Annotated in this window: 14 protein-coding genes; 3 read left to right on the forward strand and 11 right to left on the reverse strand. The window is 69.7% G+C overall.

All coding sequences use genetic code 11. The annotated features are described in order from the left end of the window. Positions 1-54: 54 nt before the first annotated feature. The gene (locus ACQR3U_RS01525; RefSeq protein WP_230809528.1) at positions 55-993 is read right to left on the reverse strand and encodes a tyrosine recombinase XerC; all 939 of its coding nucleotides are present in this window, start codon (positions 991-993) and stop codon (positions 55-57) included. Positions 994-1,078: 85 nt separating this feature from the next. Between ACQR3U_RS01525 and ACQR3U_RS01530 the strand changes: the two genes are divergently transcribed. Further along, the gene (locus ACQR3U_RS01530; RefSeq protein ID WP_033096707.1) at positions 1,079-2,266 is read left to right on the forward strand and encodes a multidrug effflux MFS transporter; all 1,188 of its coding nucleotides are present in this window, start codon (positions 1,079-1,081) and stop codon (positions 2,264-2,266) included. Positions 2,267-2,281: 15 nt separating this feature from the next. Here the strand turns inward: ACQR3U_RS01530 and ACQR3U_RS01535 are convergent, their stop codons facing one another. Beyond that, the gene (locus ACQR3U_RS01535; RefSeq protein ID WP_006550969.1) at positions 2,282-3,046 is read right to left on the reverse strand and encodes a siderophore-interacting protein; all 765 of its coding nucleotides are present in this window, start codon (positions 3,044-3,046) and stop codon (positions 2,282-2,284) included. Between the two features lie 114 nt (positions 3,047-3,160). Here ACQR3U_RS01535 and ACQR3U_RS01540 point away from each other — a divergent pair, with 114 nt between their 5' ends. Together ACQR3U_RS01540 and ACQR3U_RS01545 are read left to right on the forward strand one after the other, a co-directional pair. After that, a complete protein-coding gene (locus tag ACQR3U_RS01540) occupies positions 3,161-3,427 on the forward strand; it encodes a DUF6953 family protein (protein WP_006550968.1) in 267 nt (88 codons plus the stop codon). A gap of 142 nt (positions 3,428-3,569) precedes the next feature. Beyond that, positions 3,570-4,886, forward strand: a complete 1,317-nt coding sequence (locus ACQR3U_RS01545) for a ClC family H(+)/Cl(-) exchange transporter (protein WP_230809529.1) — start codon at positions 3,570-3,572, stop codon at positions 4,884-4,886. A 24-nt stretch (positions 4,887-4,910) separates the two neighbouring features. On the opposite strand, the gene dprA is transcribed toward ACQR3U_RS01545, so the two are convergent. The 9 genes from dprA to ACQR3U_RS01590 all read right to left on the reverse strand — a co-directional run bounded on the left by dprA (position 4,911) and on the right by ACQR3U_RS01590 (position 13,999). After that, positions 4,911-6,044, reverse strand: coding sequence for a DNA-processing protein DprA (gene dprA, locus ACQR3U_RS01550; protein WP_200359959.1), 1,134 nt, complete (start codon positions 6,042-6,044; stop codon positions 4,911-4,913). After that, on the reverse strand, positions 6,041-7,549 hold the full coding sequence (locus ACQR3U_RS01555) for a YifB family Mg chelatase-like AAA ATPase (protein ID WP_006550965.1): 1,509 nt from the start codon (positions 7,547-7,549) through the stop codon (positions 6,041-6,043). The genes dprA and ACQR3U_RS01555 overlap by 4 nt, the downstream gene beginning before the upstream one ends. After that, positions 7,549-7,923, reverse strand: coding sequence for a YraN family protein (locus ACQR3U_RS01560; protein WP_019289117.1), 375 nt, complete (start codon positions 7,921-7,923; stop codon positions 7,549-7,551). Before ACQR3U_RS01560 ends, ACQR3U_RS01555 begins: the two co-directional genes overlap by 1 nt. Before the next feature lie 177 nt (positions 7,924-8,100). Then, positions 8,101-8,415 (reverse strand): DUF2469 domain-containing protein, encoded by a 315-nt coding sequence (locus ACQR3U_RS01565; RefSeq protein WP_006550963.1) that lies wholly within the window; start codon positions 8,413-8,415, stop codon positions 8,101-8,103. A gap of 37 nt (positions 8,416-8,452) precedes the next feature. Continuing rightward, entirely contained in the window at positions 8,453-9,205 is a 753-nt protein-coding gene (locus ACQR3U_RS01570; protein WP_230809530.1) for a ribonuclease HII, read from the reverse strand. Beyond that, on the reverse strand, positions 9,202-10,011 hold the full coding sequence (lepB, locus tag ACQR3U_RS01575; protein ID WP_230809626.1) for a signal peptidase I: 810 nt from the start codon (positions 10,009-10,011) through the stop codon (positions 9,202-9,204). The genes ACQR3U_RS01570 and lepB overlap by 4 nt, the downstream gene beginning before the upstream one ends. A gap of 228 nt (positions 10,012-10,239) precedes the next feature. Beyond that, positions 10,240-10,581: a 50S ribosomal protein L19 gene (gene rplS / locus ACQR3U_RS01580; RefSeq protein ID WP_006550960.1), complete on the reverse strand. Its 342-nt coding sequence runs from the start codon at positions 10,579-10,581 to the stop codon at positions 10,240-10,242. Positions 10,582-10,664: 83 nt separating this feature from the next. Next, a complete protein-coding gene (locus tag ACQR3U_RS01585) occupies positions 10,665-11,570 on the reverse strand; it encodes a hypothetical protein (protein WP_024100629.1) in 906 nt (301 codons plus the stop codon). 68 nt (positions 11,571-11,638) lie between these two features. Beyond that, on the reverse strand, positions 11,639-13,999 hold the full coding sequence (locus tag ACQR3U_RS01590) for a Tex family protein (RefSeq protein WP_230809531.1): 2,361 nt from the start codon (positions 13,997-13,999) through the stop codon (positions 11,639-11,641). Between the last annotated feature and the right edge of the window lie 89 nt (positions 14,000-14,088).

The raw sequence follows: 14,088 nt of genomic DNA on the forward strand, positions 1-14,088 counted from the left end.
TTCGATGGTGCCGGCGCACGCTATCAAACCGGGACGGCTTCTCGGGCAGGCCGATCAGGCGCGGGGATGAGCCTGATCGTGCGCGGCGCGCAGACGCGCCACCGACACGTGGGTGTAGAGCTGCGTGGTGGCCAGACTCGAATGGCCCAGCACCTCCTGGACCACGCGCAGGTCCGCTCCCCCTTCGAGCAGGTGCGTCGCAGCACTGTGCCGCAGGCCGTGCGGTGCGAGGTCGGGTGCGCCCGGCACCGACGAGACGGCGTCGTGCACCACAGACCGGACCTGCCGCTGATCGATCCGGCCACCACGCTTGCCCAGCAGCAGCGCCGCACCCGACGACGGTCGTGCGAGATGCGGGCGTCCGTGACGCAGCCACGCGTCGAGCGCCTCTGCCGCGGGACCTCCGTAGGGAACGATCCGTTCCTTGTCGCCCTTGCCGAGAACCCGGACGACCCGCCGCTCGGCGTCGACCTCGTCGATGTCGACCGCGCACAGCTCACCGACCCGGATTCCGGTGGCATAGAGCAGCTCGACGATCACCCGGTCACGCAGTGCGACGGGATCGAGTTCACGCGCACCGGATTTCGCGGCCTCCATGATCTCCAGTGCCTGGTCGTCGCGGAGCACGGCGGGCAGGGAGCGGTGCGGACGTGGCGAGACCAGACGCGTCGCCGGATCGGCGTCGAGTCGGCGGGTGCGTACGAGCCATGCCGTGAAGACGCGTGCCGACGAGGTGCGCCGCGCGAGCGTGGTGCGGGCCGCTCCCGCCGCCACCATCCCGGCGAGCCAGGATCGCAGCAGATCGAGGTCGAGGTCGGTGATGCGCGCATCGGGATTCCGGTCGGCGAGGTGCTGCAACAGCGAACGGATGTCGGCGCGATAGGCGCGGATCGTGTGTTCCGAGCGGTTGCCTTCGAGGCGGAGGTGGTCGACGAAGTCCTCGAGGTGCACGTCCAGCGTCGCGGGGAGCATGTCGGATTCCTTGCCTCGCATGGGTCTACCGTGCGGCACGACCGCCTCGGGTGCAACGGCCCGCGCCGACTAAGGTGCTTTCGTGAACAAAACGATCCCGGTACCGATGTTGTGCGCCCTGGCGTTGCTGTCGGCGATCGCGCCGCTCGCCACGGACATGTACCTCCCGGGACTTCCCGTCATGGCGGAGAGCCTGGGCAGTTCGACCGTCGGCGTCCAGCTCACACTCACGACGTTCATGGCGGGTCTCGGACTCGGCCAGCTGCTCGTGGGTCCCCTGTCGGACGGCTGGGGCCGTCGACGGCTGATCCTCGCCGGCACGATCGTCCTGGCGGTGAGCAGCGCGATCTGCGCGATGGCACCCACCGTCGAGATCCTGATCGCTGCGCGTCTGGTCCAGGGCTTCAGCGGCGGCACCGGCATCGTCCTCGCCCGGGCGGTCATCGCCGACCGGGCGCGAGGCAATCAGGCCGCCAAGCTGTTCAGCCTGATGATGATCATCGGTGGCATCGCGCCCGTCGCCGCTCCTCTGCTCGGTGGTGTGCTGCTTGGACCGATCGGATGGCGCGGCATCTTCTGGGTGCTCACGGGCCTGGCCGTCCTGATGGCCGTCGGCGCCTTCGCGTTCGTCCCGGAGACCCTGCCGCCGGAGGAGCGGCACGGCGGCGGTCTGAAGACGATGGCCGGCAACTTCGGGTACGTCCTCCGGCAGCGACGCTTCGTCGGTTACGCCGCCGCGATGGCCCTGGGCTTCGGCGCCATGTTCTCGTACATCTCGGCCTCGCCGTTCGTCACCCAGAACATCCTCGGTCTGAGCCCCGGCCAGTTCTCGATGGTGTTCGCCGTGAACTCGGCCGGTCTCGTGCTGGCCAATGCCGTCAACACCCGCCTCATCGGCCGGTTCGAGGTGCGGACACTGCTGCTCTTCGGTGTGACCACCATGTTCACGGCGGGCGCCCTGCTGTTGCTGACGATGGTCGTCGTCGGCTACGTCGCGGCGCTGATCCTGCCGCTGCTGTTCGTCGCGATCAGCATGATGGGCCTGACGCTGGGCAACGCCACCGCGCTGGCCCAGTCGCAGGTCCCGAAGGCGGCCGGTACGGGCTCCGCCGTGATCGGCGCCTCCCAGTTCGGTCTCGCCGCCGTGGTCTCCCCCCTCGTCGGGCTCGGCGGCGAAGGCACAGGTATCCCGATGGCCGTCGCCATCGTCGTGTGCTCGGGACTCGCGCTTACCTCCGCTGCGGTGCTGGCGCGTGACTCGGCCGCGGTGCCGGCGCGCGAGTCCTCGAGCTGACGCGAACCGCCGCCGTCAGTTGCTCTCGACGGCCGCCAGTTCGCTCTTCCATACGCGGAAGCCCTCCTCGGTGCGTCCGCGACGCCAGTAACCCGAGATCGACGCGCGTGCCGGCGGTACGGCCCGTTCCTTCCGCAGGTACGGCCGGATGTGCTTCATGACGGCCTCGGCCTCACCGTGCACGAAGACCTGCACGTCGCCGCCCGGCCAGGGCAGGGCCTTCACCGCTGCGACGAGCGGCGAGTTGCCGTCGATCAGGTCGGCACCGGCGTCACCGGCCGCGACACCGCGATGGAGCCACGTGATGTCCACACCCGCCGGCGCGTCGAGTTTCAGTTCGTCGCCTGGACCGATGACCTCCAGGAAGACCGCGCCCCGCGCGTCGGCGGGCAGGTCCTCGAGCGCAGTCGCGATCGCAGGGATCGCGGTCTCGTCGCCGGCGAGCAGATGGAAGTCGGCGGAGCGATCGGGCCGGTATCCCGCGCCGGGTCCCCGCACCACGACCTGCGTGCCCGGTTGCACCGAGCGAGCCCACGGCCCCGCGACACCCTCGTCGCCGTGCACGACGAAGTCGATCCAGATCTCCCCGGCGTCCGGGTCCACGCGCCGGACGGTGTAGGTGCGGACGACCGTCTCGTCCCCCGCGGGCAGCTCGATCTTCACGTAGCTGTCGGTCTCCGCACGGGCCTGGAACTCGCCGAAGCCGTCTCCGCCGAGCACCACGCGGACGAAGTGCTCGCCGATCGCCTCGGTCCGCAGAACCGTGAGTGTCGTCCCCATGGGCCCTTTCCGTGCCACCGAACCTCCTATTAGGGTTACCTATCTCGCGTCACCGTACTCTGTCGCGGGGTGCGGCGGGGAGGTCACGATCGGCGAGGCTCTAGGCTCGAGAACATGAGCACCACCGCGGCCGACATCGCCACATGGATGACCGACATCATCACCACCGAACGCAGGGTCACCCAGACCGACATGGTCGACGCGATCGAGGCCAAGTTCGGCTCCGAGTGGATCTACGTGAACGACAACGGCCACCCCTCGATCGACCGCGCCGTCCTCAAGGAGTTCCGCAAGGCCCACCGCGGTGCCGTGAAATGGGACCGCGAGGACCGCGCTTGGTACGTCGAGGACGAGCCGACCGCCGACACCTCGGCCGAGTAGGCGGTCCTCCTCCGAATTCACCCTCGCGCGTCCCCGCGAAACGTCTCGGAGTCTGTGAACATACGGTCACGACTCCTTCGCGCGACCGTCTCCGGCACCGCCGGGCGGATCGGCGCGTCGGCGGCAGGTCGGAGGGCGCCGGGTGGACATCGAGAACGTGCGGGAACCTACCGTTCCCGCTCGCGAACTGGCGACGATCTGTGTGCTGGCGATCGTGGCCGGCGCCGTCATCGGCGTCGTCGGCGGGGCCTTCCGCTGGTGCCTGGAACGGCTCGAGCGATGGCGGATCCACACCGCGGAGTGGGCGCACGAACTTCCCGGTCCGGGATGGCTCGTGCCGGTGGGAATCACGATCCTTGGCGCTCTGCTCGCAGCGCTGATCGTCCGGATGGTCCCCCTCGCCTCGGGTAGCGGAATCCAGCACGTCGAAGCCGTCGACCGCGGGCAGGCCGAGCCCCCACCTCTGTCGGTGCTGCCCTCCAGATTCGTCGGGGCGCTCCTGGCGATCGGGTCGGGTCTCGTCCTGGGACGGGAGGGCCCGATCGTGCACATGGGTGCCGCGGTGGGCGCCGAGACCGCACGCTGCGCCCGGCGTCCCGAGCACGAACGTCTGCTGCAGACCTCGGTGTCCGGTGCCGGACTCGCGGTCGCGTTCAATGCCCCGATCGGCGGTGCGCTGTTCGTCTTCGAGGAGGTCACCGGCAGCTTCCGTTTCCGCACGGTCGTACCCGTCGTCCTGTCGGTGGCCGCCGCGGTGGTGTGCTCGCGGACGATCGTCGGCGACACCCCCGACTTCGCCGTGGACCCCATCGCTCCCCCGTCGATCGTCCTGCTGCCCGTGTTCGTGGTGTTCGGTCTGCTCACCGGACTGCTCGGCGCGGCCTACAACCGGATGGTCCTGGGCTCGCTGAGCGTGGTGGAGTCGGTCCGGTCGCTCTCCCCGGTGATGAAGGCTGCAATCATCGGCGGACTCGTCGGGTTGTTGTCCGTGGTCGCACCGTGGGCCGGCGGTGGCGGCGACTCCCTCGTCCAGCACGTGGTGAGCGGTGGTGCGCTCGCACTGCCGGTGGTCGCCTGGTACGTCCTGCTGCGGTTCGTCGCCGGCCCGCTGTCGTACGCGGCCGGGACACCGGGCGGACTGTTCGCGCCGCTCCTCGCACTGGGCGCTCTCTGGGGTCTGTTGTGCGCCGGGATCTGTACCGCGATCGTCCCCGGGATCGGGTCGTCCCTGGCCGTGCCGATGGCCATCGCGGGGATGGCCGCTCTCTTCGGCGCGTCGGTGCGGGCCCCGATCACCGGAGTCGTCCTCGTCGTGGAGATGACCGCGGCGACGGGAGTGACGGTCCCGATGCTCGCCGCGACGATCTGCGCCGTCGTCGTGGCGTATTCCACGCGGGTCCCGCCCATCTACGACAGCCTGCGCGACCGCATGTTCGGCACCCCTCCCGACCGGGGGTAGACCGCCCCGGGCGTCGATCCGCCGTCACGTCCGCCGCCACCCTCCGTCCGTCACCACCACCAGACCGTCGAGTTCGAGCAGGGGCAGTGCCGCCCGCACCCGCTCGATCGGCAGCCCCGCGGACTCGGCCACCATCGCCGGATCACAGACATCCGACGCCGGAAGCGCCTCGTAGACCAGGGCCATGTCGCCCGACAATCCGTCCAGGTCGCGGCGGAACAGGCCGTCGAGGTCGTCGTCCCCGCCCGCCAGCAGCGGACCGCACTCCTCGACGACGTCGCGCGCCGCGCCCACCAGACGCGCCTCGCCCTCCCTGATCATGCGGTGACAGCCCTGCGAGGCCGCCGAGGTCACCGGTCCGGGCACCGCCATGACAGGCCGCCCGAGTCGTCGCGCCCACGCCGCGGTGTTGCGCGCCCCGCTGCGCCAGCCCGCCTCGACGACGACCGTGCCGGCGGACAACCCCGCGATCAGCCGGTTGCGGGCGAGGAACCGGTACCGCGCCGGAGTCGTGCCCGGGGGATACTCGCTCACCACCAGACCCGATTCGGAGATCCGCCGCAACATCGTCGCGTGTGCCGCCGGATACGCCCGGTCGACACCGCAGGCCAGGATCGCGACGGTGGTGCCACCCACCCCGAGCGCCGCGCGGTGTGCGGCCGCGTCGACGCCGAAGGCCGCGCCGGACACGACCGTCCATCCGTCGGCGGCGAGATCCCCGGCGATCTCGGCGGTGACGTGCTCCCCGTAACCGCTCGCGGCGCGGGTCCCGACGATGCCGATCGCGCGTTCGGCGAGGTCGTCGATCCGCCGGCTCCCCCACACCCACAGCGCGAGGGGTGGCCCTTCGGCGTCGGTCGCGGTGTCGAGAGTGCCGAAGCCGAGCATCTGCCAGGCAGGCCATTCGTCGTCGTCGGGCGTGACCAGTCGCCCGCCGGCCCGTCCCAAACGATCGAGATCCCGTGCCGCGGTATCGAGGTGTGCCCGCACCGAGTACCGCGACGTGAGTTCGTCGAGGCCCGCACCCGACCGGATGGCGGCTGCCACCTCGAGTACACCCTCCGCTTCCACTGCCGCCGACAACGAACGCGACGCACCCTGTGCGACGGTCGACAGATAGGCCCAGGCCAGGCGCCGTTCGTCGCCGTGCCCGCTCATGCGACACCCCGATCCCGGAAGTCGAGTGCGGCAGCGACGTGCGTCGCCGTCGGCGAATCGGAACCGTCGAGGTCGCTCAGCGTCCACGCGACCCGCAGTGCCCGATCCGCTCCTCGCGCGGTGATGGCGCCCTTGCGCAGCGCCCATTCGACGGGTTCGAGCGCAGCACGTGGAAGACGGAACTTCTGCCGGAGAGCCGGCCCGGGCACCTCGGCGTTGGTGGCCCAGCCGTGCTCGGCCCACCGCTCGCGTGCCGCGGCTCTCGCCCGGGCGACGCGCGCCCGTACGTCGTCGGTGCTCTCGCCGGTCTCCCCCATCAACGCGCTGGTCGCGACGGCTTGCATCCGGACCCGCAGGTCGACGCGGTCGAGGAGCGGGCCCGACAGACGCCCCAGATAGCGGCGACGTGCGGTCGGCGCGCACACGCAGTCGGCGTCGCGTGGTGGTGCGCACGGGCACGGGTTGGCGGCGAGGATCAGCTGGAAGCGGGCCGGATATCGCGCGACACCGTCCCGGCGGGCGATGCGCACCTCCCCGTCCTCGAGCGGCGTCCGCAGCGCTTCGAGTGTCTTCGTCCCCATCTCGGCGACCTCGTCGAGGAACAGCACGCCACGGTGTGCCCGGCTCACCGCGCCGGGTTTGGCCATGCCGGTACCGCCTCCGATCAGCGAACTCACCGACGCCGTGTGATGGGGCGCGATGAAGGGCGGTTCCGTCACGAGCGGCCGGTCGCTGGTGAGGGTGCCCGCCACCGAATGGATGGCCGTCACCTCGAGGGCGTGACTTTCGTCCAGGTCCGGCAGGATCCCCGGAAGTCGCTGCGCGAGCATTGTTTTCCCGATTCCCGGCGGGCCGGTCAACATCAGGTGGTGCGCGCCGGCCGCAGCGACCTCGATCGCGCGACGCGCTTCGTGCTGGCCGACCACTTCGCTGAGATCGCCGCGCACCGCCCGCGGTGGCAGCGCGCGCGGATCGGGCCGTTCGAGCGGACCGTCGCCCTGGAGCCAGAGCACCAACTCGCGCAGTGTCTCGGCGCCGTAGACGTCGATGCCGTCGACGAGCGCCGCTTCGGTCATCGTCGCGGTCGGCACCACCACGCGCGACCAGCCGTGTTTCTTCGCCGTGAGCACGGCGGGCAGCACACCGCGCACCGGCCTGACGCGCCCGTCGAGCGCGAGTTCGCCGAGCAGCACCGTCCGGGAGACGGCCTCGGTCGGCACGACATCCGCTGCGTCGAGCACCGCGCACGCCAGTCCGAGATCGTAGACACTGCCGACCTTCGGCAGCGTGGCCGGCGACAGTGCGAGCACGACCTTCGAATCCGGCCACTTGGCACCGGAATTCGACACGGCGGCGCGCACCCGGTCGCGCGACTCCTGGAGCGCGGTGTCGGGCAGCCCGACCATCGTCACGCCCGGCAGACCTCGCCCGATGTCGGCTTCGATCTCGACGACCTGCCCGTCGATCCCGGAGACGGCGACCGACCAGGCACGGCCGAGCGCCATCAGAGGACCTGCTTGCGATGGGTGATCTCCGGGGCGTGTCCCCGCGCGAGCAGGACGGTGACCACATCGACGCGGATGTGCGACCAGCGGCGCGTCTGCTCGGACAACCACTGTCCGGCGAGGCGACGGATCCGTTCGGCCTTCGCGGGCGTCACCGCCTCGGCGGGGGTGCCGTAGCCGGTGCCGGTGCGGGTCTTGACCTCGACGAAGACGACGGACGCGCCGTCCTGTGCGATGAGATCGAGTTCGCCGTATCGGCTGCGCCAGTTCCGTTCGAGCACGACCATGCCGGTCGACTCGAGGTATTCGGCGGCAAGATCCTCGCCTCGCGCGCCCAGATCCCGGTTGTGTGATGTCCGATTGGTCCCCTGCATGCCCCCACTGTGGAGGACCGGGGCACGCGGAATCGGGGTCCGAGCACGAAGATCGGGGAAACTGTGGATGAGTGCGGTGCCTGTGCACAACGGCGGGCGACGAGCCACGGAGAACGGCTCGGTGTCGGCGCCCCGGCTAGGATGCGGCCGCTGTGCGCAGGGTCATCCCCGAGGGCGTCAGCCCAGCTTGTCGGGCAGTCTCAGTTCGGGCTTGTCGAGCTCTTCGATGTTGACGTCCTTGAAGGTGATGACACGGACGTGCTTGACGAAGCGGGCGGGACGGTACATGTCCCACACCCAGGCGTCGGACATGCGCACCTCGAAGTACACTTCGCCGTTGGCGTTGTGCGGCAGCAATTCCACCGCGTTCGCCAGGTAGAACCGGCGTTCGGTCTCCACGACGTACGCGAACTGACCGACGATGTCCCGGTACTCCCTGTACAGCGAGAGTTCCATCTCGGTTTCGTACTTCTCGAGATCCTCGGCACTCATCGGTCTCGGTGTCCTCCCAGTCTGGTGTGTCCTGCAATCATCCCGCATCCGCCTCGTCGGTGAACAATCGACGCCCCAGGTCGTCTGCATACGATCGACGAACCAGGTCGTCGGCGAACAGCCGACGTCGCACTGCGGGCACTCCGCACACCGAGCGCACATTGGCCCACGACCGCCGGTGCTGCGGTGACGGGCCGTGCTCGGCCAACGCCGCCATGTGCGTCGGAGTGCCGTAGCCCTTGTGTACTGCGAAACCGTACTCCGGTAGCTCGCCGTCGAGGTCGACCATCATGCGATCGCGTGTGACCTTCGCGAGCACGCTGGCCGCCGCGATGCACGCAGCCGCCGCGTCGCCGCCGATCACGGGCAGCGACGGTGCGGGCAGTCCGGGCACTCGGAAGCCGTCGGTCAGCACGTAGCCGGGCGGAGTCGACAGACCTGCCACCGCGCGTCGCATGCCTTCGATGTTGGCGACGTGGATGCCGATCGCGTCGACCTCCTCCGCGGGGATCACCACCACGCTCCACGCCCGGGCGCGTCGCACGATCACCGAGTACAACTCCTCGCGGATGCGTTCGGTGAGCTTCTTCGAATCGTCGAGCCGGTCGAGCGACGCGTGCGGCCGGTCGCCGAGCACGCAGGCGGCGACGACGAGCGGCCCGGCGCAGGCACCGCGACCGGCTTCGTCGACCCCCGCGACCGGACCGAGACCGCACCGCGCGAGCGCGGACTCCATGGTGCGCAGTCCGGAGGAGCGACGGATCACGGGTCGAGGTGGCCAAGCAGTCACGAGGGAAGGATCTCCGGTGAGTCGATGAGGCCCCATCGGCCGGGAGGCAGCACGATGAAGCGGGCTTTTCCGATGACATTGTCCAGCGGGATAGAGCCCTGGTGCTCGTCCCCGACGTGGTAGCGCGAGTCGGCCGAGTTACTGCGGTTGTCGCCCATCACCCAGACGTGGCCCTCGGGCACGGTGACGGGCCCGAAGCAACGCCCGGAGGGGACTTCGGTCTCGCAGGTGACGACACCCGGGGTGAACGGGAAGTCCATGGTCACGTACGGCTCGTCGAGTGGGACACCGTCGACGAGGACGCGGCCCTGGTCGTCGCAGCATTCCACCGTCTGCCCGCCGGTCGCGATCACGCGCTTGACGAGGTCGTTCTCGTCCGGCGGCACGACGCCGACGAGCGAACCGATCTCCTGCAGTCCCCGCACGACGACGTTGTCGGAACGGGTCGAGGTGTAGCCGGCCGACCACGAGTCGGGGCCTTCGAAGACGATGACGTCGCCGGGACGGGGGTCGGTGAAGCGGTATCCCACCTTCTCGACGACGATGCGGTCGCCGGTGCAGCCCGGGCAGCCGTGCAGTGTCGGCTCCATCGACTCCGAGGGGATGAGATAGACCCGCGCCACGAAGGTCTGCAGCAGGAAGCTCAGGGCCAGTGCGACGACGACCAGGATCGGCAGTTCACGCCAGAACGACTTCTGCTTCTTCGCCGTCGGGGCGGTGTCCTTCGCTGCGGGGTCCTCGCGCCGGTGGTGTGCACCGTCGGCTCGATCGCTCCGAGCCGAACCTCGAACATCGTTGCGGTTCATATCCGGTCGAGCCGGATCGTGCGGGGAATCTGCCACCTCGACAGACTAGCGTCTGCGGCACGGCGGCCCGCCGAGGACGACCGTCGACCGGACGGGAGAGCGCCAGACCGCTGCCCACAACGACGACGACCCGGCCGGGACGGAAGTCCGGGCCGGGTCGTCGGATGCTGTATCGGGTGGCTCGGGAGCCGTGCCGAGCAGCCCGAGGGGCTGGTCAGCGGCCGAAGATCAGCGCTTCTCCTTGATCTTGGCAGCCTTGCCGCGCAGCTCACGCAGGTAGTAGAGCTTCGCGCGACGGACGTCGCCACGGGTCAGCACGTCGATCTTGGCGAGGTTGGGGCTGTGGACCGGGAAGGTGCGCTCCACGCCGACGCCGAAGGAAACCTTGCGGACGGTGAAGGTCTCGCGGATGCCGCCGCCCTGACGCCGGATCACGACGCCCTTGAAGACCTGCACACGCTCCTTGCTGCCCTCGATGACCTTGACGTGCACGTCGAGAGTGTCGCCGGGACGGAAGTCCGGGATGTCGTCGCGCAGCGACTTGGCGTCCAGAAAGTCCAGGGTGTTCATCGGTTTTTCATCCTCTTGTTCGCTCGAGCAGAGGAACCTGGCGGCGACCGCCGTGTGGCGGGCTCGACCGGTTCGTGCCCAGGTCAGGTAGGCGTGCCCGAACGGGGCAACCCGTCCATTGTGCCAGACGGAACATCGATCGATGAAATCGGCGGTGGCGCCGGCTTGACGCGACGGTCCAGTTCGGCCTCGGTCGCGGTGCGCGAGTGCTCGACACTGCCCCGCACGGTTTCGAGCGTCGGTGCGCCCGCGACGAGATCCTGCACGAAGATCTTGGCGCGGATCACCGGGCGCCGCAGTCGACGTTCGCGTTCGAGCGCGCGCGCCATGCGACGGGGCCGCTTGCCGTACCGCCAGCGAGCCCAGGGCGCGCCGGGCCGGGAGAGCCGGATCGCGCCGACCCACAGCAGCGGAACGACGAACAGCCCCACCAGGCCCGTCCAGATCTTTCCTTTCGCCAGGACGATCGCGGCGAGCAGGAGGTTCACGAGCACGGCCACCACCAGCGCGGCCCGTCCGGCCCAGTCACCGCTGTCCTCGAAGTTCGTGGTGTCCCCGAGTTCGAACGGTCGCAGGCCGAGCAACCACATCCCGGTCACGGCGATCGCCACGAAGACGGCGTCGACGGACACCCGTCCCTGTTCTTCCCAGTACACGTCGTTCAGATAGAAGATCAACGCGAACTCGTCGAGTGTCAGTGCGGCGCCGACTCCGAAGAGCGCCGCGAGGATGCACGCGGCGACGCGGTTCGCGTCCTCCGAGATCGCGATCAGTCCCCCACCGGCGATCACCATCGTGACGACACCGAACACCACGTGGTGCACGTGCTGACCGCCCGGGGTGATGTTGCCGGGCCACCAGCGCACCTGCGCGCGGATCAACCGCACGCTGATCCGGATGAAGACGAACGCGGCCACGAAACCGAGCAGGAAGAACAGCAGCGGCAGGCGGCCCTGATCGACGATCTCGCGCCGCATCCAGTCGAGCATCACCGGATCACCCCGGCCACCGTGGATCTCATGTCCACAGCATTGCAGGAGTGACCCGGTGATTCGCGTCAGTTGTTGCCGAAACCGGCGCGTCGCAGGGCGTCGGCCAAGGATCCGGAGGCGGCCGGCGTCGAACGGCGGTCGCCGCCACGGCCCTGCTGCCCACGATTGCCCTGACCGCTGCGTCCACGACCGCCGCCCTGGTTGCCGCTGCCCTGACCTCCGGGGCGACGGCCACCTCCGCGCGGCTGGCCGCCCGACTTCTCGGCGCCCGGGGTGGGGACCTCGTCGTCGAGGCGCAGCGTCAGACCGATGCGCTGGCGCGCGACGTCGACCTCGAGAACCTTCACCTTGACGACCTCACCGGACCGGACGACGTCGTGCGGATCCTTCACGAAGCTGCGCGACATCGCGGAGACGTGCACGAGGCCGTCCTGGTGCACACCGACGTCGACGAACGCACCGAAGGCCGCGACGTTGGTGACCACTCCTTCGAGGACCATGCCGGGCTTCAGGTCGGCGACCTTCTCGATACCGGCGGCGAACGTCGCGGTCTTGAACTCCGGACGCGGGTCGCGGCCGGGCTTCTCGAGCTCGGAGATGATGTCGGTGACGGTCGGGACACCGAAGCGGTCGTCGGCGAACTCGTCGGCGCGCAGCTTCCGTAGGGTCGCGATGTTGCCGAGCAGTTCGCGGACGCTGCTGCCGGTCCGGTCGACGATCCGCCGCACCACCGGATACGCCTCGGGGTGCACCGCGGACGCGTCGAGCGGGTCGTCGCCGTTGGGGATGCGCAGGAAGCCCGCGCACTGTTCGAAGGCCTTCGGGCCGAGTCGCGGAACGTCCTCGAGCGCTCGCCGTGCACGGAACGGACCGTTCTGGTCGCGGTGGGCGACGATGCTCTCCGCGAGCGAGCCGGTGATCCCCGAGACCCGCGACAGCAGCGGGACAGATGCCGTGTTGACGTCGACGCCAACGGCGTTCACCGCGTCCTCGACGACCGCGCCCAGCGACCGCGCGAGCATCGTCTCGGACACGTCGTGCTGGTACTGGCCGACCCCGATCGACTTCGGGTCGATCTTGACCAGTTCGGCGAGTGGATCCTGCAGGCGGCGTGCGATGGAGACCGCACCGCGGATGGACACGTCGAGATCCGGGAGTTCCTTGGTGGCGTACTCGGAGGCCGAGTAGACGGACGCGCCCGCCTCGGACACCACGATCTTCGTCAGCCCGGGCACCTTCGCCAGCGACACGAGTTCGGCTGCGAGAGCGTCTGTCTCACGCGACGCCGTGCCGTTGCCGATGGCGATCAGTTCGACACCGTGCCGCGCGACCAGCGCGGCGAGCACCGCGAGGGCCTCGTCACGCTTGTTGTGCGGCTGATGCGGATAGATGGTGGTGTGGTCGACGACCTTGCCGGTCGCGTCGACGACGGCGACCTTCGTGCCGGTGCGGTAGCCGGGGTCGAGGCCCATCGTCGGTCGCGTTCCGGCCGGTGCGGCGAGCAGCAGATCCTTGAGGTTGGCGGCGAAGACGTCGACCGCGTCCTTCTCGGCGGACTGCCGCAGCCGCATCCTGATGTCCAGCGACAGCGACATCTGCAGCTTGGTGCGCCACGCCCACCGCACGGTGTCGAGCAGCCACTTGTCGGCGGCGCGTCCCTCGTCGGCGATGTCGAAGCGCGTCGCGATCCGGCCCTCGTAGTAGGTGCGCTCACCGGGCACCGGCTCGTCGATCTCGGGATCGAACGACAGCGACAGCACCTCCTCCTTCTCGCCGCGCAGGAGGGCGAGAATGCGGTGCGAGGGCAGCTGGGTGAACGGTTCCGAGAACTCGAAGTAGTCGGAGAACTTCGCGCCGTCGTTCTCCTTGCCGGACCGCACGGTGGAGCTCACCTTGCCGCGCGTCCACATCGCCTCGCGGAGCTCGCCGACGAGGTCCGCGTCCTCGGCGAAGCGTTCGACGAGGATGGCGCGCGCACCGTCGAGCTGCTCGGAGGTGTATCCGGCGGGGTCGGTGGTGGGGTCGCCGATGAGCGCGTCGGCGACGGGTTCGTGACCGGCCTCGCGCGCGATCTGCGCCTTGGTGCGCCGCTTCGGCTTGAACGGCAGGTAGATGTCCTCGAGCCGCGCCTTGGTGTCGGCGAGCATGATCTGTCCGCGCAGCGTGTCGTCGAGCTTGCCCTGTGCCTCGATCGATTCGAGGATCGCGACACGGCGCTCGTCGAGTTCACGCAGATAGCGGAGGCGTTCCTCGAGGGTGCGCAGCTGGGCGTCGTCGAGCCCGCCGGTCGCCTCCTTACGGTAGCGCGCGACGAACGGCACGGTCGCGCCGCCGTCGAGCAGTCCCACGGCCGCAGCGACCTGGTCTTCGCGGACGTCGAGTTCCTGGGCGATCCGCTGGTTCACGGTGTCGAGTTCGGTCGTCACGTCGAACGACCCTACAGTTGCCGTCCCCCGCCCGCGCCTGTGACCGTGGGGCGCCCGCGCGCGTAACGGCACTCGCGCTCGCGAGCGGG

This window comes from Rhodococcus sp. IEGM1339 (assembly GCF_050321925.1).
In the GTDB taxonomy this organism is placed as follows: Bacteria; Actinomycetota; Actinomycetes; order Mycobacteriales; family Mycobacteriaceae; genus Rhodococcus; species Rhodococcus pyridinivorans.